The organism is Acinetobacter sp. GG2 (assembly GCF_000292385.1).
Classification (GTDB): Bacteria; Pseudomonadota; Gammaproteobacteria; order Pseudomonadales; family Moraxellaceae; genus Acinetobacter; species Acinetobacter seifertii.
The window spans coordinates 47,424-66,968 of the sequence record NZ_ALOW01000022.1 but is presented as its reverse complement, the minus strand read 5'-3'; the positions used below and the strand labels follow the sequence as shown (position 1 = coordinate 66,968).

General features: G+C 39.8%; 23 protein-coding genes and 1 riboswitch. Of the genes, 7 read left to right on the top strand and 16 right to left on the bottom strand.

What is annotated here, in order from left to right:
- Positions 1 to 161 precede the first annotated feature (161 nt).
- Entirely contained in the window at positions 162 to 494 is a 333-nt protein-coding gene (locus tag B554_RS0102955; protein ID WP_002114866.1) for a HopJ type III effector protein, read from the top strand.
- A 132-nt stretch (positions 495 to 626) separates the two neighbouring features.
- On the opposite strand, the gene B554_RS18435 is transcribed toward B554_RS0102955, so the two are convergent.
- The 5 genes from B554_RS18435 to B554_RS0102935 all read right to left on the bottom strand — a co-directional run bounded on the left by B554_RS18435 (position 627) and on the right by B554_RS0102935 (position 3,859).
- Entirely contained in the window at positions 627 to 755 is a 129-nt protein-coding gene (locus B554_RS18435; protein ID WP_002053279.1) for a hypothetical protein, read from the bottom strand.
- A gap of 166 nt (positions 756 to 921) precedes the next feature.
- On the bottom strand, positions 922 to 1,302 hold the full coding sequence (gene crcB, locus B554_RS0102950) for a fluoride efflux transporter CrcB (RefSeq protein WP_019456915.1): 381 nt from the start codon (positions 1,300 to 1,302) through the stop codon (positions 922 to 924).
- 124 nt (positions 1,303 to 1,426) lie between these two features.
- Positions 1,427 to 1,493, bottom strand: a riboswitch (Fluoride riboswitch).
- Positions 1,494 to 1,537: 44 nt separating this feature from the next.
- Positions 1,538 to 1,948 carry a GFA family protein gene (locus B554_RS0102945; RefSeq protein WP_019456914.1) on the bottom strand — a complete coding sequence of 137 codons (411 nt, stop codon included), beginning with the start codon at positions 1,946 to 1,948 and terminating at the stop codon, positions 1,538 to 1,540.
- 77 nt (positions 1,949 to 2,025) lie between these two features.
- Positions 2,026 to 3,231 (bottom strand): TIGR03862 family flavoprotein, encoded by a 1,206-nt coding sequence (locus B554_RS0102940; protein ID WP_019456913.1) that lies wholly within the window; start codon positions 3,229 to 3,231, stop codon positions 2,026 to 2,028.
- Positions 3,221 to 3,859 (bottom strand): SAM-dependent methyltransferase, encoded by a 639-nt coding sequence (locus B554_RS0102935; RefSeq protein WP_081400281.1) that lies wholly within the window; start codon positions 3,857 to 3,859, stop codon positions 3,221 to 3,223. Before B554_RS0102935 ends, B554_RS0102940 begins: the two co-directional genes overlap by 11 nt.
- An 87-nt stretch (positions 3,860 to 3,946) precedes the next feature.
- Here B554_RS0102935 and B554_RS0102930 point away from each other — a divergent pair, with 87 nt between their 5' ends.
- A complete protein-coding gene (locus tag B554_RS0102930) occupies positions 3,947 to 4,141 on the top strand; it encodes a DNA gyrase inhibitor YacG (protein ID WP_004698974.1) in 195 nt (64 codons plus the stop codon).
- Here the strand turns inward: B554_RS0102930 and B554_RS0102925 are convergent.
- The 5 genes from B554_RS0102925 to B554_RS0102905 all read right to left on the bottom strand — a co-directional run bounded on the left by B554_RS0102925 (position 4,138) and on the right by B554_RS0102905 (position 8,547).
- Complete coding sequence (locus B554_RS0102925) at positions 4,138 to 4,782, bottom strand: MBL fold metallo-hydrolase (RefSeq protein WP_019456911.1); 645 nt, start codon at positions 4,780 to 4,782, stop codon at positions 4,138 to 4,140. The two genes, B554_RS0102930 and B554_RS0102925, sit on opposite strands and share 4 nt — an antisense overlap.
- A gap of 23 nt (positions 4,783 to 4,805) precedes the next feature.
- Positions 4,806 to 5,822 (bottom strand): ferrochelatase, encoded by a 1,017-nt coding sequence (gene hemH, locus B554_RS0102920; protein WP_019456910.1) that lies wholly within the window; start codon positions 5,820 to 5,822, stop codon positions 4,806 to 4,808.
- A gap of 73 nt (positions 5,823 to 5,895) precedes the next feature.
- On the bottom strand, positions 5,896 to 6,900 hold the full coding sequence (locus tag B554_RS0102915; protein WP_019456909.1) for a DUF4062 domain-containing protein: 1,005 nt from the start codon (positions 6,898 to 6,900) through the stop codon (positions 5,896 to 5,898).
- A 120-nt stretch (positions 6,901 to 7,020) separates the two neighbouring features.
- The gene (gene murI, locus B554_RS0102910; protein ID WP_019456908.1) at positions 7,021 to 7,887 is read right to left on the bottom strand and encodes a glutamate racemase; all 867 of its coding nucleotides are present in this window, start codon (positions 7,885 to 7,887) and stop codon (positions 7,021 to 7,023) included.
- Positions 7,888 to 7,935: 48 nt separating this feature from the next.
- A complete protein-coding gene (locus B554_RS0102905) occupies positions 7,936 to 8,547 on the bottom strand; it encodes a DUF1285 domain-containing protein (RefSeq protein ID WP_004883477.1) in 612 nt (203 codons plus the stop codon).
- Between the two features lie 184 nt (positions 8,548 to 8,731).
- On the opposite strand from B554_RS0102905, the gene B554_RS0102900 reads away from it, so the two are divergent.
- The gene (locus tag B554_RS0102900) at positions 8,732 to 10,444 is read left to right on the top strand and encodes an electron transfer flavoprotein-ubiquinone oxidoreductase (protein ID WP_004698986.1); all 1,713 of its coding nucleotides are present in this window, start codon (positions 8,732 to 8,734) and stop codon (positions 10,442 to 10,444) included.
- A 42-nt stretch (positions 10,445 to 10,486) separates the two neighbouring features.
- Here B554_RS0102900 and B554_RS18985 read toward each other — a convergent pair whose 3' ends face one another.
- Complete coding sequence (locus tag B554_RS18985; protein ID WP_019456907.1) at positions 10,487 to 10,867, bottom strand: hypothetical protein; 381 nt, start codon at positions 10,865 to 10,867, stop codon at positions 10,487 to 10,489.
- A gap of 132 nt (positions 10,868 to 10,999) precedes the next feature.
- Positions 11,000 to 11,257, bottom strand: coding sequence for a sulfurtransferase TusA (gene tusA / locus B554_RS0102890; protein ID WP_002053527.1), 258 nt, complete (start codon positions 11,255 to 11,257; stop codon positions 11,000 to 11,002).
- Between the two features lie 184 nt (positions 11,258 to 11,441).
- Between tusA and B554_RS0102885 the strand changes: the two genes are divergently transcribed.
- Both B554_RS0102885 and lnt read left to right on the top strand, forming a co-directional pair.
- The gene (locus B554_RS0102885; protein ID WP_004698992.1) at positions 11,442 to 12,281 is read left to right on the top strand and encodes an HlyC/CorC family transporter; all 840 of its coding nucleotides are present in this window, start codon (positions 11,442 to 11,444) and stop codon (positions 12,279 to 12,281) included.
- The gene (gene lnt / locus B554_RS0102880; RefSeq protein WP_019456906.1) at positions 12,278 to 13,837 is read left to right on the top strand and encodes an apolipoprotein N-acyltransferase; all 1,560 of its coding nucleotides are present in this window, start codon (positions 12,278 to 12,280) and stop codon (positions 13,835 to 13,837) included. Before B554_RS0102885 ends, lnt begins: the two co-directional genes overlap by 4 nt.
- A gap of 1 nt (position 13,838) precedes the next feature.
- Here the strand turns inward: lnt and B554_RS0102875 are convergent, their stop codons facing one another.
- A complete protein-coding gene (locus B554_RS0102875; protein ID WP_019456905.1) occupies positions 13,839 to 14,177 on the bottom strand; it encodes a tRNA-binding protein in 339 nt (112 codons plus the stop codon).
- 232 nt (positions 14,178 to 14,409) lie between these two features.
- Between B554_RS0102875 and B554_RS0102870 the strand changes: the two genes are divergently transcribed.
- Complete coding sequence (locus B554_RS0102870; RefSeq protein ID WP_019456904.1) at positions 14,410 to 14,670, top strand: DUF2798 domain-containing protein; 261 nt, start codon at positions 14,410 to 14,412, stop codon at positions 14,668 to 14,670.
- 59 nt (positions 14,671 to 14,729) lie between these two features.
- Here B554_RS0102870 and B554_RS0102865 read toward each other — a convergent pair whose 3' ends face one another.
- From B554_RS0102865 to gspF, 3 genes are all read right to left on the bottom strand, one after another.
- Complete coding sequence (locus tag B554_RS0102865) at positions 14,730 to 15,074, bottom strand: hypothetical protein (RefSeq protein WP_019456903.1); 345 nt, start codon at positions 15,072 to 15,074, stop codon at positions 14,730 to 14,732.
- 265 nt (positions 15,075 to 15,339) lie between these two features.
- Complete coding sequence (gene gspG, locus B554_RS0102860) at positions 15,340 to 15,924, bottom strand: type II secretion system major pseudopilin GspG (RefSeq protein WP_019456902.1); 585 nt, start codon at positions 15,922 to 15,924, stop codon at positions 15,340 to 15,342.
- 23 nt (positions 15,925 to 15,947) lie between these two features.
- A complete protein-coding gene (gene gspF / locus B554_RS0102855; protein WP_004699003.1) occupies positions 15,948 to 17,153 on the bottom strand; it encodes a type II secretion system inner membrane protein GspF in 1,206 nt (401 codons plus the stop codon).
- A gap of 148 nt (positions 17,154 to 17,301) precedes the next feature.
- Between gspF and B554_RS0102850 the strand changes: the two genes are divergently transcribed.
- Complete coding sequence (locus B554_RS0102850; protein ID WP_019456901.1) at positions 17,302 to 19,530, top strand: primosomal protein N'; 2,229 nt, start codon at positions 17,302 to 17,304, stop codon at positions 19,528 to 19,530.
- The last annotated feature ends 15 nt before the right edge of the window (positions 19,531 to 19,545 follow it).

The window sequence follows — 19,545 nt, the reverse complement described above, 5'->3', positions numbered from 1 at the left end:
CAAACTTCTTTCAGTTGTGTATAAACTAAAACTTATCCACAATTTGTCTAAAAACACTTCTGATTATTTTCAACAACCCATCATTTTTTTATAGCTCCCAAGCTTTCAAAGCGTGTATTCGATGCTATGCTTAAGCCCCATTTGATAGGAAGTTTAAGATTATGGCACAAGAGTTACTTGCCCAATTACAAGCAGGCACAGCAAAATTTTCAGACGTTTTAGCTCATATTGAAGCACGTTACCAACATACTCCAACAGCTTTTCAAAATGGTGCACAGCATAACGCTGCGACTGAAAATCAAGGCAGTGCAAAAGTTTTCTCTTTTGCCAAGTTACAAGGTTTAGACCAAGCACAAACTTTAAGTTTATTTGCAGAGCACTATGCATCCGTATTGGCTACCCCAGAAGGAACTGATCATCAAAATATTCGTCAGTTTATGCAAAATGGTTGGGATGGTGTGAAGTTTGAAGGTCAGGCTTTAACTGAAAAGTAATTAAGTATTTGTGAATACACGACGGAGTCTTACCGTTTATTCTCAAATGGAAGTAGCTAATTCTGTTACTTTGGTTTTGCCCAAAGTAACCAAAGGCATTTGTCATCAACAGAACCTGTTTCCCGTTTGCACTTATCCAATATTTTGCAAAAACAATATATAGCTGATTTCAGTCAGGCTGTTGATGACTTTAACGCGTATCAAATCCCAAAATAAATCAGATGTTTTTAATTCGTCATTTACTATCGTGACAAGCGGCATGGATGCCACTGTTTTGCTGTGCTACATGGATGTAGCATCAGCGAAACAAAAGATTTTTGCTTACTTTTGATCTCTCAAAAGTAAGGTATGCCTATACAAATGGTCTTGGAGAATATCTTAAAACGGAGGCAGTGCAGTATATATCGCTCCTTAAACATTTGAATAATCAGTTGCCCGCTACCCAATAATAAGTCGCCAAACCCAAACACGTAAAAATTAACGACCCAATTAAATGAATAGAAATTGCCAACATCGCCATTCCCAACTTACCACTTTGCAATAAAGTCACAATCTCAATCGAGAACGTTGAAAACGTAGTTAAAGCACCACAAAAGCCTGTGATTACGAAAAGCTTATAGTTCGGACTTAAATCACTATGAGCAAAATAAGCCATCGCAAAACCAATAATAAAGCCACCGACTAAATTAACAGTGACAGTACCCAGTGGAATTTGCGGATAAATTGGGTTGAGTTTTAAACCTAAAAACCAACGCAACCATGCCCCTAGCACTGAACCTACGGCAATTGAAAGTAAAGGATAATACATAGAACCACCCCTTTAGTGAGATGCTAAAAGAGCAAAAATTAATGAAGGAAAATATGACATGGCGTACTCCAAAAATAAGCAGAGTACGCAATAACCTACGTACCCAGCGATATAAATATATGAGGGTAACGTAGGCATCATTAGCCGATATGGCGGTTTTTCAAGGGAGGAATGCCATCTCCCCGTTTTAAGTATATTAAATCATCTAAAATTTGATTAAAACATACTTTTTAAATCATGGACGTTCATCGTATTGCGGTAAATCGTCACAAATGCTTTCCCACTCTGCTTTTGAAGCAGCAAAAATATGCATTGTCGGCTTTTGATCTAATGGTGTATCGAGTGACCCAATTCTTACACGATATAGTTCAGGCTGGGCATCACGCGAACTAATAAGCGGTGAACCACATTCGCTACAAAACCAACGGTACACACCATTCACAGCAAATTTTTTAACAAGGTCTTCACCTTGGATAATTTTAAAATCTGTACTTTTAACAGGAGCATTGGTGGCAAATGCTGTTCCATTGGATTTTCGACAACGTTGGCAGTGACACTGAATAATATCTCCGATATCGCCCTTAATTTCATAGCGAATACCCTGACATAAACAACTTCCTTGATAAACTGGTGATGCTTGAGACATGTCCTTTTAAATCCTATTATTATTGATCGCTCAAAAATAACACTTTTCACATATCAAACATAGCAGCAAATTTTCCATTATTTCTCTAAGAATGAATGCATGCCTTCACCAGCAGCTCGTCCAGTAGCAAAGCATGCTGTAAGCAAATAGCCACCTGTAGGAGCATCCCAATCCAGCATTTCACCACAGCAAAAAACACCTGAGGTTTGTTTAAGCTCTAGGCTTTCAGTTAATGCACCTTGCCTAACACCACCAGCACAGCTAATTGCTTCTTCAATCGGTCTAAAGCCACTTAACTTGATTTGAAGTACTTTAATTTGCTGAGCCATAGCCTCTGGTTGGTTCCATAGCGCTTTATCAACCACTTCTCTAATTAAGTTAATTTTGGCCGTGTCTAAGCCTGCTTTACGCCAAATATTAGTAAGTGATTGTTTTTTGCTAGCCTGTAATTTTTTAACTAACTGTGTAAGCTCTACATCAGGCAATAAATCTAAAAATAGATTTAAGCTTTTCCCTTGTTTTTGTTGTTCTCTTAAAGCTCGTCCAAGTTTATAAATGACACCACTTTCTAAACCATAGTGAGTAATGACAATATCACCATGAGTAACTTGGCTAGGCTCAACCCACGCATTAATACGCTTTAAAGGTTCACCAAAACAGCTTTCCATAAAAGCTGACCAAGTGTGCAATACCCCTGCATTACTTGCTTGAAAAGGTTCAATACTGGATTGATCTATCCATTGCTGCCAAGCACCATCACTACCCAATTGAGACCAAGATACAGCCCCACAAGCCAATACGACTGCATCGTATTGTTGGGTAAAAGTCTTGCTGCTTTGATTATTTTGGTTTTCTAAAGTCACCGTTGTATCTTGCAAATTAGTACAACGATGTCGATAAAAGAATTTAACCTGTTGTTCTGCTAAATGTTTTAGCCAAGCACGCAGTAAAGGAGCAGCTTTCATTTCGACGGGGAAAATACGACCAGAACTACCCACATACGATTCAATCCCAAGACTTTTCATCCAGTTCTGAATCCAGACTGCATCCCATTTCTCAACCCACGGTTTAAGCCATTCTGCATGGTCATAACGTTCAATGAACTGGGCTAAGGGTTCAGCATGCGAGATATTCAAACCTGTTTTACCAGCCATCAAGAACTTACGCGCAGCCGAAGGTTTTTGCTCAAACACATCAATTTCATAATCATACTGGCTCAGTACCTCAGCTGCCATTAAACCAGCCGGACCAGCACCGATAATGGCAATGCGCTTACTCGCCATGTGTTTGCCCTTGCAGTGGCGTAAACTCATCAAATCGAGTTTTATAACCTTCAGGCTTGCTGATTATGAGCTGTTGGCAAAGCTCACCACGCTCTAAATATTTAATTTCAAAATGAGTACGTGCAGAAGTTTGTGCAATTTTTTCTTTTTGGTAAGGCAGCTTCCACACGTTTAATAACTGTTGTTCAGCTTCTTCAATATATTCAGGAATATTACTTGCCAAAGTAATGGTTCCGCCTGTTTTCAGACGTGATAACAAAAACTCAAAAAATGGCATGTTTAACCAGCGCTGTGCCGGATTATGAGGTTCAGGGTTCGGATAAAGAATAAAAAAATGTTCAACTTGAGCAGGATGTAAAGCATGCACCACCCAAGGTAAAGCATCTGCATGTACAGGTACCAGATTTTCTCGTGGTTCTAAACCATGCTGCTTTTGCATTGCCAAGAATTTTTCTCGGGTTCGTTCAATCGCATATAACGTGTGCTGTGGATTTTTCCCACTAAATAGCAAAGCATGTTTACCTTTACCCGCCCCAATTTCTACACAAATTGGAGTATTTTCAATTGGGGTAAAATCGCGAGGCGCTTGCATACGTTGTGCTTGAAATTGACGAATCTGCATAATCACATCAAACTAAATAAAAATCGGCACAAGTCTAACAAGTCACCTGACTTTTGCCTAATCTATTTCTCTTCACTTTGAGGATATCGCTTTATGCCACGTACATTCCCCTGCCCACGTTGTGGTGAACCAAGTGTTTGGGAAGGCAATGAATTTCGTCCGTTTTGTTCTGAACGTTGTAAACTCATTGATTTAGGCGCTTGGGCAAACGATGAATATAGACTGCCTACCCAAGATGCTCCTCAGCAAAACAAGGGTAGTCAGCATGAAGATGATTATGAGGATTAACCCGCTTTACCTGCGACAAACGGGTTAAATTTTTTTTCATAGCCAATGGTACTCATTGGACCATGACCTGAAATAAATTGGGTTTGATCTGGCAAGCTAAAGCATTCACGCTGAATCGACTCAATGAGTTGCTCATGGTTCCCACGTGGAAAGTCTGTTCTTCCTATTGAGCCTTTAAACAGGACATCGCCAGTCCAAAGTAAGCCATGATTTTTGTTATAGAACATGACATGCCCTGGTGTATGTCCTGGTGCAAAACGCACCTCAAACTCATCTTCACCTAGTTTTAGCACTTCGCCGCCTTCAAGCCATTGATCAACTTTTACTGGCTGTGGAATTGGAAAGCCATAACGTGCTGAAACTTCCTGAATCATATCTAACCAGAACTGATCTTCTTTATGCGGACCAACAACAGGAACACTCCATTCTTGTGCGAGTTCACCCACTGCCCCTGCGTGATCTAAATGCCCATGAGTGAGCCATAGTGCCTTTACTTTTAAACCTAAGGCTTCTACTTCTTTCTTCAAAACAGCAGCGTCACCGCCAGCATCAATCAAAACTGCTTCTTTTGTTTCACTGTCCCAAACTAAAGAACAATTTTGAGCAAAAGCAGTAACTGGAACAATTTTGACTTGCAGCATAAGAACCTCTGGCTAAAACGCAATTAACGGTGGGCTAAGGTATGGGTAAGGGCATCAAGATTAGCCTGAACTAAACCTGCAAGCAAATCAATATGAGCCTGATCACTATTTAAAGCAGGAATGTAAGCATAGCTTCCGCCACCCGCCTCTTGAAACAACTCAGCGTTTTGGATGGCTAACTCTTCAAGTGTTTCTAAGCAGTCAGCAGAAAAAGCGGGACTTAAAACCTGAACTGACTTAACACCCTGCTTCGCCCAATCTTGTAAAAGCTGATCGGTATAAGGTTTTACCCATTCTTGTTTTCCAAAACGTGATTGGAAACTAATTGCCCATTCATCATCTTTTAAATGCAAAGCTTCAGCGACTAACTTTGCGGTAATGCGACAACGGTCTGCATAAGGGTCGCCTTTGTCTGCATAAGGCTGCGGAATACCATGAAATGACATCAATAGTTTTTCAGGCTTACCATGCTGCTCTTGGTAGGCTAAAACACTTTCTGCCAGTGCCTGAATAAACATTGGGTGCTGGTAGTAGTCTTTAATAATGGTCAGACCCGGCAAATTGCGCTGACTAGGAATCCATTTGGCAAATGCATCGTATAGAGGCGCTGTAGATGTCGCAGAATACTGGGGAAATAAAGGCAATAAAATGACATGCTCTTGTGGATGAGCTGCCAGTTTTTCTAAAACTGCATCAATACCCGGATTACCATAAGTCATTGCTGGCAATACAGTTAAATCAAATTGTTTATTTTCATGCTCTAAATAAGCCTGCACACGTTGAGTTTGTTCAAGCACAATTTCACGCATGGGTGAATCGGTAGACCATACTGAAGCATAGGCATGCGCTACTCTTTTTGGGCGAAAAGGTAAAACGAACAAATTTAAGATAATCCACCAGATGAATTTTGGTATTTCAATCACACGTGAATCAGATAAAAACTGCTTTAAAAAACGGCGCACCGCTGGGACAGTTGCCTCATCCGGTGTGCCTAAATTCGCTAAAATGACAGTAACTTTCGGTTTTTTTTCAAACGACATGCGCAAATGCCTTTCAGTTCAACTTATGACACTAATGTAACAGTTTTCATTGTTATATATAAATTGAATCGCTCTAAGCTTTTAATCGAGCACCTCGATGATTCCATTTATAACTCAGTAAAAGTTTTTGCGCTTTTGTGGTCAATTTCCACAAACTTGGGTACTGCTCAGATTTTGTTGGAATAATCCAACCTTGTGACTGCATTTGCCTTTTAATTCGAAATAGCGCTTTATGATTGATTTGTGCACAAGCTACTGCATGGGCGCGAGGTAACACCTCACGGGCATCTTCTAGCCCTGCTTGATTAAGATATTCATTAAGGCAAGTGCCGAAGTTTTCTTCTGGCATAGCTGTCTCAAAGTGTTTAGCCAAAATACTTAATAGCTCAGACCACGTCATTTGTCTCTGCCGCTTCAGCTCTTTAAAGTTACCATCTTGAAACGCTTGAATCTGATACTCAAACGCAAAAATGTCTTGTGGTGCTACTTCATTGAGTTGTGTAGGTACATCTGCTAATTGTTTCTCTAATTGTAAAATTTTACTTTTTAATCGATTAACCTCATCTTCCAACTGATGTGCTTGGTGTGCAGGTACCCAACCCTGTCCCACATGTTGTTCAACCATTAGAGGTATATTTAAACGGACAGCTAGCTCTAAATCACGCGGGCTTTTAAAGTAAAATACGTGGTGAGCTTCGTGTAATAGTTTCTTTCTAAATGCTAGAAATTTTTCTTTAAGCTGTGGATGAGTCTCTTGCAAATGCATATCACGGCTTTCAGGTTGCTCATGCATGAATACCACAATAGGTTTAGCTCGGCTTAAAGCATATTCATACTCTTGGGCAAAATAGCTAGCGCCAGAAATAGATTGTTCACCGTACTGGCTGCCTAATAGTAAGACAACGTAATCCGATTCATCAATTTGTCGACGGGAAAGTGTTGTAGTTAAAGGACTTCTATACTCTAAACCCCAAGCAAAGAAACCCATACTGACTAAAGTTTGAGAGAGAACTACACGTTCAGGTTGCATCTCGCGACCTGACGTTGAAATAAAAATCTGATAGCGTGTATCGAGCATAACAATACCCTTATCGCCCCATAATCTTAATATGGCCTAAATAAGCCAAGACTATGAACCGCCCCAAATAAGAAAAAATAAATATAAAAAACGCTTTCTTCTGAATGCCTACAACAGAGCTCAACTCAGATTGTGCAGCGTCCATGTCAATTCTTGTGGAATCATATTCTGTAAAACAGGTTGCAATGCATCGGCATTATTACCACTTACATAACATTCAATACGTGCAACATTCTGACGTATTTGGTCACATAATAACTCATTTTTTATTAAAATACGGGCTGTTTGTCGGGCAACTGCTAATCCCGAATCAACCAGTGTGAATTGGTTATCAAAAAGATGCTGAATTGCTTCATTTAAGAACGGATAATGCGTACAACCGAGCACTAAATAGTCAGCCCCTTGATCGGCTGCAGGCTGTAAAACCTCTTTTAATGCATTCAAACAAACAGGACTCATTTGCTGCCCTGCTTCAACACAAGGAACAAGTTCGAGATTGGTTAAAGTCATGACTTTAACACCCGCTGGAACAGCAAACTTTTCAACAACATCTTTAATAAGTTGCCCACGAAAAGTAGCAGGCGTTGCCAATACTGCCACTACTTTAGAACGTGTTTGTAATACGGCAGGTTTTAATGCTGGTACTAAACCAACAATTGGAAAATGCTCACCATAATGTTCACGTAAATGGTCAAGACTAAATGCTGAGGCAGTATTACATGCTACGACTGCAATTTTACAGCCTTGGCGGTATAACCAATCGACAGCGCGAGCGGTAAGCTCTCTAATTTCGTCATCAGAACGAGGGCCGTAAGGTACATAGGCTGTATCGGCATAATAGACAATACGTTCGTTTGGCAAATATCTGGCAATTTCTGCCGCAACCGACATTCCTCCAATTCCCGAATCAAAAATACCAATTGGGGCATCTGCTGATGCTTTAGGCATAGATTCTAATTCAGTAAATAAAGGCTGTATGGCTGTCATGGCAGTACTAGAGAGTGTCGGAAAATTTCACTCTATAAAGCTTAAACCTCAAGTGCCTAATTGCAAGTGCAAATTACCACTTTTTAACTGCAAAATGGTTTCACCTTTATCATTTTCGACCAGTGTTCCGTAGTTCACGAGGTGATAGAAAGCTTGGCGTTGAATAAGTGCATTAATACCAAATCGGACATGCACATAAGGGCGTAATTCGCCTGCATATTCGCGCATAAAAATCGGGTGTTCTGCATCAACCAAAATCACATCTTGATTGGTCGTCGTCAGTTGTAAAAACTGATCACCTGAAATTTCGACCTGATCGACCTGATTGACCAATAAAGGTTCATCTTCAACTTCGATTTCAATTTGTTCTACAGGGGTTTTCAGGTAGAATTTACCCTCTTCTTTCCATAGGACTTTGGTAAACAAATCCAATAGGGCTTGGCGCTTGATTAATTGACCTTCGTGCCACCATTCTCCATTGGCTTTAACCGTTAAATCCATTTTACCGCAATGCTTTGGATGCCATTGCTCTAAAGGTGGGATTGACCTTTTGTGACTTTGCTGTACATCTTTTAAGTATTGTGCAATGTTCATTAAGTTTTTATCATCAGATAACGGTATTTTTCCCATATCCGATGGGGAATTATTTTGATTTACCATAGTTTATGCCTTGCTGACGAGAAAATATGACGACTCAGCCAATTGGCTAGATCATGGTTTAAAACTATACTAGCCAAAACGATAAAAGGCACAATAGCATATTTGCGCCTATGGATTAAAACTCACGGCAGCACCGGATGATCTGACATTACGGTTGCCACCTTTAAGTATTGAGGAGTCCTACATGGAACACATCGAACGCGAATCGATGGAGTTTGACGTTGTCATCGTAGGTGCAGGACCTGCAGGTCTATCTGCTGCGATTAAGATCCGTCAATTAGCGATTGAGAATAACTTACCCGATCTTTCAGTTTGTGTAGTTGAAAAAGGCTCTGAAGTAGGTGCGCATATCTTATCTGGTGCTGTACTTGAACCACGTGCTATTAATGAACTTTTCCCGAACTGGAAAGAAGAAGGCGCGCCTCTTAACGTACCTGTAACTGAAGACAAAACATTCTTCTTGCTTTCAGAAACTACGTCTAAAGAAGCACCTCACTGGATGGTTCCTAAAACCATGCACAATGACGGTAACTATGTTATTTCATTAGGTAACGTGGTTCGTTGGTTAGGCCAAAAAGCTGAAGAATTAGAAGTTTCTATCTTCCCTGGCTTTGCTGCATCTGAAGTGCTTTACCATGAAGACGGTACTGTAAAAGGTATTCAAACTGGTGACATGGGTATTGGTAAAGATGGCGAACCAACGCATAACTTTACTCCGGGTTATGAGCTTCACGCTAAATACACTCTCTTTGCTGAAGGTTGCCGTGGTCACTTAGGTAAACGCCTGATTGCAAAATATAACCTTGATAAAGATGCTGACCCTCAGCACTACGGTATCGGGATTAAAGAACTTTGGGAAATTGACCCAGCAAAACATAAGCCGGGCTTAGTGATGCATGGCGCTGGTTGGCCATTGGCTGAAACTGGTTCTTCTGGTGGTTGGTGGTTATACCACGCTGAAAACAACCAAGTGACTTTGGGTATGATCGTGGACTTGTCTTATGAAAATCCACACATGTATCCATTCATGGAAATGCAGCGCTGGAAAACTCACCCACTCATTAAACAATATTTAGAAGGTGGTAAGCGTATTTCTTACGGCGCACGTGCTGTAGTGAAAGGCGGCTTCAACTCATTGCCTAAATTGACTTTCCCAGGTGGTTGCTTAATTGGTGATGACGCAGGTTTCTTAAACTTTGCAAAAATCAAAGGCTCACACACTGCCATGAAATCAGGCATGTTATGTGGTGAGGCTGTATTTGAAGCGATTGCTGCTGGTGTAGAAAAAGGCGGTGACCTTGCAATTGCACGTGTTACTGAAGGCGAAGATTTATTCGTTAAAGAATTGACTTCATACACTGACAAATTTAACAACAGCTGGTTAAAAGAAGAGCTTTATAACTCTCGTAACTTTGGCCCAGCAATGCATAAATTTGGTCAATGGATTGGTGGTGCATTTAACTTTATCGACCAAAACGTCTTTAAAGTTCCATTTACTTTACATGACTTGAAGCAAGACTTTGCTGCATTGAAAACTGTTGATGCAACGAGCTTCAAACCAAACTATCCAAAACCAGATGGCAAGCTTACATTTGACCGTTTGTCTTCTGTGTTTATCTCAAACACTGTACATGAAGAAAACCAGCCAGCTCACTTGAAGCTTACTGATCCTTCAATTCCAGTGAATGTGAACTTACCAAAATGGGATGAGCCTGCTCAGCGCTACTGCCCTGCTGGTGTTTATGAAATCATGGAAAATGATGATGGTTCTAAACGCTTCCAGATTAACGCAGCAAACTGTGTTCACTGTAAGACTTGTGATATTAAAGACCCATCTCAAAACATTACTTGGGTAACGCCTGAAGGCGGCGGTGGTCCGAATTACCCTAACATGTAATAAAAAGCCCCGAATAATCGGGGCTTTTTTATTAGTATCCACTTATTGAAAAGGCGGTATTTTTGATACTTTTAAATTAAAATTCTTTTTATAGAAAATAAATGTGCCTAATAAAAATAAGCTAAGAAAACCAAAATTCCGCGCTACATCAATATACCAAGCTGATTTTCCAAATAATAAATCAATCATTAGCATAAATCCCATGAAACCTGTATGTAAGATGATGCTATTGTTAATTTTTGATTCTGGAGCAAAAGATGTATTTCTATAACCTAATATAATTGAACCGAGAATTATAAAAGTGAATAGAATTATGGTAGCCATAGTCTCAGTTAACCAAGAAACTTCTATACGTAACAAACCAGCAAGACATGCGAACCAAAGGAAAATAAATAAGCTTCGTTTTAGAAAATAATCTTTCATTTTTATATGTCATTTATATACTTAATTTTATAGATTATATAATGATTCTTATTTGTAAAAAATTATCATTTTAAAATAAATTAAATATTTAATGGCTCCCAACACTATTCATTAGAAGCCTTATTTATTCTATTAGCCCTTTTTCACCAAGTAATGAAATTCTTTATGACCATTTTCATCTAAGCGTTCTTCTTGCAAAAGCAACTCATGACCTAAATGCATACAAAATTTAGGAATATCCCACGATGTCGAATTGTCTGTTGCGAAGACCTCAACCACATCTCCAGACTTAGATTTACGAATGGCTTGATGCAACATCATGACAGGTTCCGGACAACGTAAACCACGTGTATTGAGTTGTACAGTAGGTGAAATAGGTTGTTCTGACATAACTAACTCGAACAAATAGAATTTTCACATTTTAGCATAAACCGATCACTGACTTATGAACTGTAACTGGTGTTTACATAACAATATGTGTTTTGTCTTTTACTTTGTTTTATAGATGCATAAGGGCCTTTTCTTCGGTATGATCAATGTATTCATTTGATACATTGAGTCTTTAGGAAAGATCATGCAAGAGGAACCGAGTCCGTCGTGGGGAATGCGAGGCTTACGAAAGTGGTTAGGTACAGCGCCAGAAACCCGAGATGAATTATTAAAACTAGTCCAAAATTCACGTCGTTTTTTAGAACCTGATACTGTTGCCATGCTTGAAGGTGTTCTTGACCTTCCTGCTACAAAAATTCGTGAAGTTATGACGCCGCGAACAGCAATGATCAGTATGCAAGAAGATGATCAGTTACTTGATATTCTTCACGTATTGGTTGAGTCTGCTCACTCACGTTTTCCAGTTTTCTCAGCTGACCAACCCGATAATGTTGTCGGTATTTTATTGGCAAAAGATTTATTGCCATTTTTGACTGAACCAAATACCAAATTAGATATTGGCTCGCTTATGCGCCAGCCATTATTTGTGCCTGAAAGCGCACGTTCAGATCAAGTTCTTCGTATGCTCAAACATACCCAAACCCATATCGCGATTGTCATTGATGAATATGGTTCAACGGCTGGTCTAGTTACGCTTGAAGATATTCTTGAAGAGATCGTGGGGGAAATTGAAGACGAACATGATACTGCTGATGAAGATGCTCAGTACATTGTTCCAGATAGTGACCACAGTGTAGCGAATGCATGGATGGTGCAGGCACTTACACCAATTGAACACTTCAACACTGTTTTAGATGCTGATTTTTCTGACGATGAAGTAGAAACTGTCGGCGGTTTATTGCTTCAAGAAATTGGTTTAGTCAGTGATTTACAAGGTCAGACTGTTGAACTTGGAAAGTGGTTATTTACGATTGTTGAAGCAGATGCCCGCACTATTCATCTGATTCGAGCTGTACGTCAATGAGAGCATACTTTGAAAAGCTGTTAGATACTTCGCAACAACAAAAACAGCTTCCTTTAATTTTTCCTTTGCTCATTGCTTTATTTTCAGGTGCCGTGTTCAGTTTTGCACTGGCACCTTATTATTGGTGGTGGCTGGCAATTTTGTCTCCTGCCCTACTCTATGCGACATTGCATAAACGCTCAGCCAAACAAGCATTTGCGATTGGCTGGAGTTATGGTTTTGGTTTATGGTTTGTAGGGGCTTTCTGGCTCTATACATCTATCCATGTATATGGCGATACCAATGCCTTTTTAAGCGTATGTATGATTGCTGTTATGGCTCTTGTGATGGGGTTATTTACAGCATTTCAAACTTGGGTTTATCGACGCTTCTTCCCTGAAACACCACTGACTTTCGCACCTCTCTGGATTGTTTTTGAGTGGGCTAAAACTTGGGTATTTACGGGTTTCCCGTGGCTATTTGTAGGTTACGCTTTTACTGAACGCCTACTCGATGGTTATGCACCGCTATTTGGTATTTATGCAATTTCCTTCGTGGCAATTGTTCTAGCGTGTGCTTTAGTCGAAGTTCTACGTAAGCGTATTTTTTGGGTTATCCCTGCTGCCCTATTGGTTTTGGGCGCATGGGGAGCATCATATATTCAGTTTGTACAACCTAAAGCCGCTAAACCGCTTAGTGTTTCGCTTATTCAAGGTAACATTCCACAAGATTTAAAATGGCTGACTGAATATCAAGTTAGAACATTAGAAATTTATGCAGGTTTGACTCAATCTGAATGGGGCCGTGACCTGATTGTATGGCCTGAGTCTTCAATTCCACTCTTCCAAACCGACATTGAACCGTTTTTGGATGCAATGGATGCGCAGGCGAAAAAGAACCATACTGCGTGGGTAACTGGCATTCCTTATTGGGATGTCGCGAAATCACATCAAGTTGGTAGTCCTCAGTATTACAACAGTATTATGGCTTCTGGTAGTGACTCAAGCGGTCTCTATAAAAAGCAGCGTCTCGTACCTTTTGGTGAATATATTCCGCTTTCAGGTTTACTGTCATGGGTTCTACCAGCCATGCAAAATGATATTAGCATGAGCGGTTTTACACGTGGCGAGAGCAACCAGAAACCACTCTTAATTAAAGGGCATGCGCTTGCTGCTGCAATTTGTTATGAAGTGGCTTATCCGAACCTGACACGACGTAATGCAGAAGATAGTGACTTCTTGGTGACTGTATCTAATGATGCTTGGTTTACGGGTACTGCTGGCCCATGGCAACATTTACAAATGGTACAAATGCGCGCGAAAGAAAATGGTCGCTGGTTTATACGTGCAACCAACACAGGTGTAACAGCATTTATTGATCAAAATGGTCATATCACTGAACAAGCACCAATTGATAAAGAGTTTGTCTTGAGAGGTGATTTACCGGCCATGCAAGGTCAAACTCTCTATAACCGTCTAGGTGATTACCCAATTTTAGGATTTGCAGTATTACTGTTGGTTTTAGGTTGGATCTATCGTCCACGTCAAGTTGATGTGTCTTATAAATCACGTCGCTAAATTATAATAGCTTTGTACCCAGAGGCACTTCAAACTCTGGGATACAAAGTGCTACATCGCCATCTGCGTTATGAAACCCTGTCACCAAGCATTCTGATTGAATAGGCCCGATTTGTTTTTTAGGGAAATTTACGACAGCAACTACTAATTTACCAATCAAGTCATGAGGTTGATAAAGTTTAGTAATCTGAGCACTCGATTTACGTACACCCAATTCTTCACCAAAATCTACATGCAAAATATAAGCAGGTTTACGCGCTTTTTCAAAAACCTCAGCTTGAATAATTTTACCCACACGAAGCTCTACTTTTAAAAAATCATTCCACTCGATCTGTTCCACTTTATATTTCTCATATTCTTAAATCTTCAAATCAAAAATACATAATATAAAAAAATAAATTATTTATGTTTAATTTGAAAATTCCATGTTAAATTAAGTCCGCTGATTCAAAAGCCGTAAACGTTTACGTCAATCAACGTTCCAACATACCTCCAACAAGGCTTGGAGCTATTTGTTCAAAATATTTTTATATTTTGAATGGCACGGGCGTTTGTTGGTTTACGGAGTCAAAATGGAAAACCAAAAAACTTTCTATAGTTTTAAGAAACTTCCAAGTCGCTATACTGCTATTGTTTTACCTTTTTTTCTATCCATCATTATGACTTTTGTAGTGTCCATGGTCAGTACTTTACGAAGTTTAGGATTAGAAGAGTTTTCTATAAATGTCTGGATGTCAGCATGGATCATTTCTTGGTTAATTGCTTTTCCAACACTACTTTTGGTATTACCTGTCGTTCGTAAAATCACGGCACTATTAGTAGAGCCTGTTTAAAAAATGAAAACGTAGATATTGAGTCTACGTTTTATCTAAAAATTTGGTTTTAAATATCGTTAAAAAGCGATTGATAATTGCAAAGATAAATAAGCAACTAAGCTTGATAAAAAGACCATGGGTACATAGCGATAAGCTTTAAAAAGTAATTGTTCATATTTAGAAGATATTTGTTTAGCTTGCCATACACTCGCTTTTAATGCAGTGAAAAAACTCACCATTAACCATGCGCTCACAATACTTAATGCAAAGAAGCCAATCATGATTTGACTGCTACCTTCTGTACTCAGCCATAGTTTTAATGAAACTTCAGCAATGGGTAATAATGCTAAAATCAATAGGACAGACTTAAGCATCGCCCAATGAAACTGATTTAGTTCATCAAGTACGAGAAATGCTTTCATTTAATCTCTCCCATAGTTTTATAAAGTAATTTTTATTTATTATGCAAAGCTTTTATTTAAATATATAGCTTATTTCCCCTCATATTTTAACTTTCTTGTAACTATTAAATATGGGAATAATTCTTATTTTAAATCTCAAATATAATTATTAACTTTATTGTTTTATTTTCAACAGCTTATTATATTTTTGTGATTAAGAAAGATTATCAATTCGAATTATCAATTTCTCTTACTCTCCGAATCGATAATCTCTCTTATATTTTAATTAAGGCTGATAATAAATATCGGCATCGTTACCTTCACCACCTTCTTTACCATCTGCACCAAATGAATATAAGTCAAAAGGATGGCCGTCTTTTCCAGGAATGACATATTGAATATCATTTTTCCAACTGTCTTTAGGGTAACCACCTTTCACATAACCACCCGGCATCCAGTTTTTTGCTGTAGCAGGTTGGTTAATAAGTGCATCTAGTCCACCTTCTTGCATAGTTGGGAAATGCCCGTTATCAAGCTTGTACTGATCTAAAGCACCCGCTACACCCTTCAAGGTAATTTGAGTCGTATCGATTTTAGCTTTTTCACTACGGCCCATAACGTTCGGTACGATTAAAGCAGCCAACACGCCTAAAATTACAATAACGACCATAACTTCAATAAGGGTAAAGCCTGACGCACGTTTCATTCGAGCACCGCTCGAACGTGCCGCAAGTCCGAAAGCTGTGCTTGAGGAACAAACATCTGATACAGAGCTATGCTCGGAATAGCACGTTGGCTCAAGCTGATTTGAAACCGCAGCTTCACTATGTTGTTTCATCACTGTTTCGCTTTGAATATTTTTTACTTTCATCATTATCTCTAATATCAAAGTTATTAAATCATATTGTTCATATTTACGATTGGCAGCATAACCGCGATTACAATAACCAGCACAATGCTTGCCATTAATACCAGCATAAGCGGTTCAAGTAATGCCAATAAGGTTGAAATAAATGTCGTCACCTCACGGTCTTGCATAGTCGACGCACGTTCCAGCATACGGTCAAGCTCACCTGATGCCTCACCACTTCGAATCATTTGTACCATCATTGGTGGGAAATAACCACTGCGCTCCAATTGCGTGCCCAAGTTACCACCTTCTGTGACACGTTCAGCAGCATGAGCAATTGAGTCACGGATCACCCAGTTATTGGTCACAGCAGCACCAATTTTTAAAGCGTCTACCAAAGGCACGCCTGAACGAGTCAAAATAGATAAAGTACTGGCAAAGCGTGCAGCATTAATACCACGGGACAGTTTACCGAATAATGGCAATTTGAGTGTTAAGCGATCAAAAGCATAATGACCAGCCGTTGTTTTTAAAAACCGCACAAAGGCAACAACGCCTATCACAGCAAAAAGAATAATAAACACCCACGCATGGCGAATAAAATCACTCGCTTTCATTAAAGCGACTGTAATCCATGGTAAGGCATCTTTACTTTGATCGAAGGTTTTTACAATCTCTGGTACAACATAGGTCATTAATCCCATCACAATACCAAATGACATCAGCATTAAAATGATGGGGTAAATCATGGCACCTTGAACTTTCTTTTGCATGGCAAAACGGTTCTCAGTGTAGTCGGACAACTGATCTAAAATCAGATCTAAATGACCTGAACGCTCACCTGCCGCAACCGTTGCAATATAAAGGTCAGGAAAACGACCTGACTGTTGCATGCCTTGCGCGAGTGAATGCCCTTCCAATACTCTTGAACGAACCGAGAGTAAAAGATTTTGCACATGTGCTTTTTCACTTTGCCTGCTCACGGCGCGTAAAGCTTCTTCTAGAGGAATTGCAGCAGCAACCAAAACTGAAAGTTGTCTGGTCATCAGTGCCAAATCATAAGCACTAAACTTTTTCTGGAATAACCCGTGGCTTTGATGCTTATCTTTTTGTTCAACAGGATCAACGCTAATCGGAGTCCATGCTTTATCGCGTAATTGTTGGCGAATCTGACGTGCTGAGTCTCCCTCAAGCACCCCCTTTTGCTGCTTCCCTGAAGCATCAATAGCAGTAAATTGATATGCAGGCATGGTAATGTTCTAATTTTCCAAAAATAATAGTCGCTGCTGTTGCATCTATGCTACGCAATCATTCATATTCATTCTATAGCCTGTGTAGAATACCCAAGTCCTCTTCACGACGCTATGCCGTTTTTTAAAATTGACGAAATGAGCATCTATGACCATAACGCCAAAACCTGATTCAGTTGTTTATCGTGTGCGTGTTGCCGTACCTGTGCATCTGTACGACACTTTTGACTATACACTCACCAAAGCACAATATGAACGGGCTCAGGTAGGTTCACGCGTCGCGATTTCATTTGGACGGCAAAACCTGATTGGTATTATTACTGAAAAAGTTGACCCACAAGAATCATTTACAGGCACCTTTCAGCTTAAAGCCATTTCTGAACTTTTAGATGATGAACCTATTTTAGATGAACAAGTTTTAAGTTTATTGACATGGTCTGCCCAGTATTACCAATTTCCGATTGGTGAAGTGATGCAAACGGCCCTACCCGCGTTATTGCGTCAGGGTAAACCAATGGATGTATTGTTTCATCTATGGAAAATCATTCCTTGTGACAATGTTGAAGCCTTGTTAAAGCGTTCCATTAAGCAACAAGATGCATATCAAATTTTAAAATTACATCCTGCCGGAACTACAGAAAATATTCTTAATTTAAGTGGTGTAGAAACTGCGACACTTAAAGCACTTCAAAAGAAAGGACTGATAGACTGTACACTTGAGCCTCATGATTTTAGCCCAGCACCTGTGCAATTGGCTCAAATGCCACTTACCCTAAATGATGATCAAAAGAAGGCAACTCAGCACGTCATTAATGCACAGCATCAATACCAAGCATTTTTACTAGATGGCTTAACTGGAAGTGGTAAAACTGAAGTTTATTTGCATATCATGCATGAGGTGTTAAAACAAGGTAAGCAAGTCCTAGTATTGGTTCCTGAAATTGGCTTAACCCCTCAAACTATTTCGCGCTTTAAGTCTCGTTTTAACTGCGATATTGCTTTATTGCATTCAGGCTTAAATGACTCTAAACGCTTACAAGCATGGCAACAGGCACAAACTGGTAAAGCATCTATTATTTTAGGGACTCGTTCCGCCATTTATACACCGCTGCCACGTCTGGGCCTCATCATTTTAGATGAAGAACACGACCTGTCTTATAAGCAGCAAGAAGGCTTCCGTTATCATGCGCGTGATGTCGCACTGTACCGAGGCCACTCACAAAACTGCCCTGTTATTTTAGGTTCGGCGACTCCAAGCATCGACAGTTATCACTTAGTAGAAACTGGTAAGTTAACTTCACTGCAACTGAACCAGCGTGCAGGCCACGCGCTTTTACCTAAAATGCATTTGATAGATCTTAAAGTTGTCAAAAAGCAGCATGGTATTAGCCAGCCTTTAATCGAGCAAATTAAAAATACCCTAGCAAGAAAAGAACAGGTTTTAATTTTTTTAAACCGTCGTGGTTATGCACCTGTATTGGTTTGTGAAAGCTGTGGATGGCAAGCAAATTGTCCACATTGCGATGCACATTTTACGTTGCATACTCAGCCTTATTCTTATTTGCATTGTCACCACTGTGGCACAGTTCATCGCTTGCCAGACCACTGCCCTGAGTGTCAGCAGAAGAGTTTAAAAACTTTAGGTGCCGGAACAGCCAAAGTTGAAGAGCACTTACAAGAGTTATTCCCAGATTATGATGTGATTCGAGTCGATCGTGACAGCACCAGTCGTGTCGGTAGTTGGCAAAAAATCTATGATCGTATTCATCAAAACAAACCCACAATTTTGCTTGGTACTCAAATGTTGGCAAAGGGTCACCATTTTCCACATGTGACCTTGGTTGCTATTTTAGATATTGATGCAGGTTTACTGAGTGTCGATATTCGGGCGCCAGAACGTACTGCGCAGTTGATTGTACAAGTCGCTGGTCGTGCAGGTCGTGGAGAACACAAAGGTCATGTTTATTTACAGACTTTAAGGCCAGATCATCCTTTACTCACCACACTCATCGAAAAAGATTATCGGGCAGTCGCAAAACAAACTCTGGCTGAGCGTAAAGTTGCATTACTGCCGCCTTATCGTTATGCAGTTTTAATTCGTGCTGAATCGAAAAATCGTGACTATACATTGCATTTTTTAAATGAAGCTGCCGAGCAACTTCGCCAAATTGCAGGTGATATTATTGATATTTGGGGGCCGATTCCAGCACCAATGGAACGTAAAGCGGGACGTTACCGCGCCCATATGGTGATTTTGTCTGCCGACCGTGCTCGTCTGCATTTTTACTTAAGACAATGGTGGGCTCAGTTGGTTCATGCACCAAGACAGCATCAACTTAGACTCTCTATTGATGTTGACCCGCAAGAATTTAGTTAGATGATTTGAATATCA

Bases quoted from the DNA above. Each gene is read 5' to 3' on its own strand.
- lnt (WP_019456906.1), top strand. From the start codon at position 12,278: ATGAGAGCATACTTTGAAAAGCTGTTAGATACTTCGCAACAACAAAAA.
- hemH (WP_019456910.1), bottom strand. From the start codon at position 5,822: ATGTCGTTTGAAAAAAAACCGAAAGTTACTGTCATTTTAGCGAATTTA.
- B554_RS0102885 (WP_004698992.1), top strand. From the start codon at position 11,442: ATGCAAGAGGAACCGAGTCCGTCGTGGGGAATGCGAGGCTTACGAAAG.
- crcB (WP_019456915.1), bottom strand. From the start codon at position 1,302: ATGTATTATCCTTTACTTTCAATTGCCGTAGGTTCAGTGCTAGGGGCA.
- tusA (WP_002053527.1), bottom strand. From the start codon at position 11,257: ATGTCAGAACAACCTATTTCACCTACTGTACAACTCAATACACGTGGT.
- B554_RS0102900 (WP_004698986.1), top strand. From the start codon at position 8,732: ATGGAACACATCGAACGCGAATCGATGGAGTTTGACGTTGTCATCGTA.
- B554_RS0102865 (WP_019456903.1), bottom strand. From the start codon at position 15,074: ATGAAAGCATTTCTCGTACTTGATGAACTAAATCAGTTTCATTGGGCG.
- B554_RS0102870 (WP_019456904.1), top strand. From the start codon at position 14,410: ATGGAAAACCAAAAAACTTTCTATAGTTTTAAGAAACTTCCAAGTCGC.
- B554_RS18435 (WP_002053279.1), bottom strand. From the start codon at position 755: ATGCCGCTTGTCACGATAGTAAATGACGAATTAAAAACATCTGATTTA.
- B554_RS0102925 (WP_019456911.1), bottom strand. From the start codon at position 4,782: ATGCTGCAAGTCAAAATTGTTCCAGTTACTGCTTTTGCTCAAAATTGT.
- B554_RS0102945 (WP_019456914.1), bottom strand. From the start codon at position 1,948: ATGTCTCAAGCATCACCAGTTTATCAAGGAAGTTGTTTATGTCAGGGT.
- murI (WP_019456908.1), bottom strand. From the start codon at position 7,887: ATGACAGCCATACAGCCTTTATTTACTGAATTAGAATCTATGCCTAAA.
- B554_RS0102955 (WP_002114866.1), top strand. From the start codon at position 162: ATGGCACAAGAGTTACTTGCCCAATTACAAGCAGGCACAGCAAAATTT.
- B554_RS0102850 (WP_019456901.1), top strand. From the start codon at position 17,302: ATGACCATAACGCCAAAACCTGATTCAGTTGTTTATCGTGTGCGTGTT.
- B554_RS0102905 (WP_004883477.1), bottom strand. From the start codon at position 8,547: ATGGTAAATCAAAATAATTCCCCATCGGATATGGGAAAAATACCGTTA.
- B554_RS0102940 (WP_019456913.1), bottom strand. From the start codon at position 3,231: ATGGCGAGTAAGCGCATTGCCATTATCGGTGCTGGTCCGGCTGGTTTA.
- B554_RS0102930 (WP_004698974.1), top strand. From the start codon at position 3,947: ATGCCACGTACATTCCCCTGCCCACGTTGTGGTGAACCAAGTGTTTGG.
- B554_RS0102915 (WP_019456909.1), bottom strand. From the start codon at position 6,900: ATGCTCGATACACGCTATCAGATTTTTATTTCAACGTCAGGTCGCGAG.
- B554_RS18985 (WP_019456907.1), bottom strand. From the start codon at position 10,867: ATGAAAGATTATTTTCTAAAACGAAGCTTATTTATTTTCCTTTGGTTC.
- gspG (WP_019456902.1), bottom strand. From the start codon at position 15,924: ATGAAAGTAAAAAATATTCAAAGCGAAACAGTGATGAAACAACATAGT.
- gspF (WP_004699003.1), bottom strand. From the start codon at position 17,153: ATGCCTGCATATCAATTTACTGCTATTGATGCTTCAGGGAAGCAGCAA.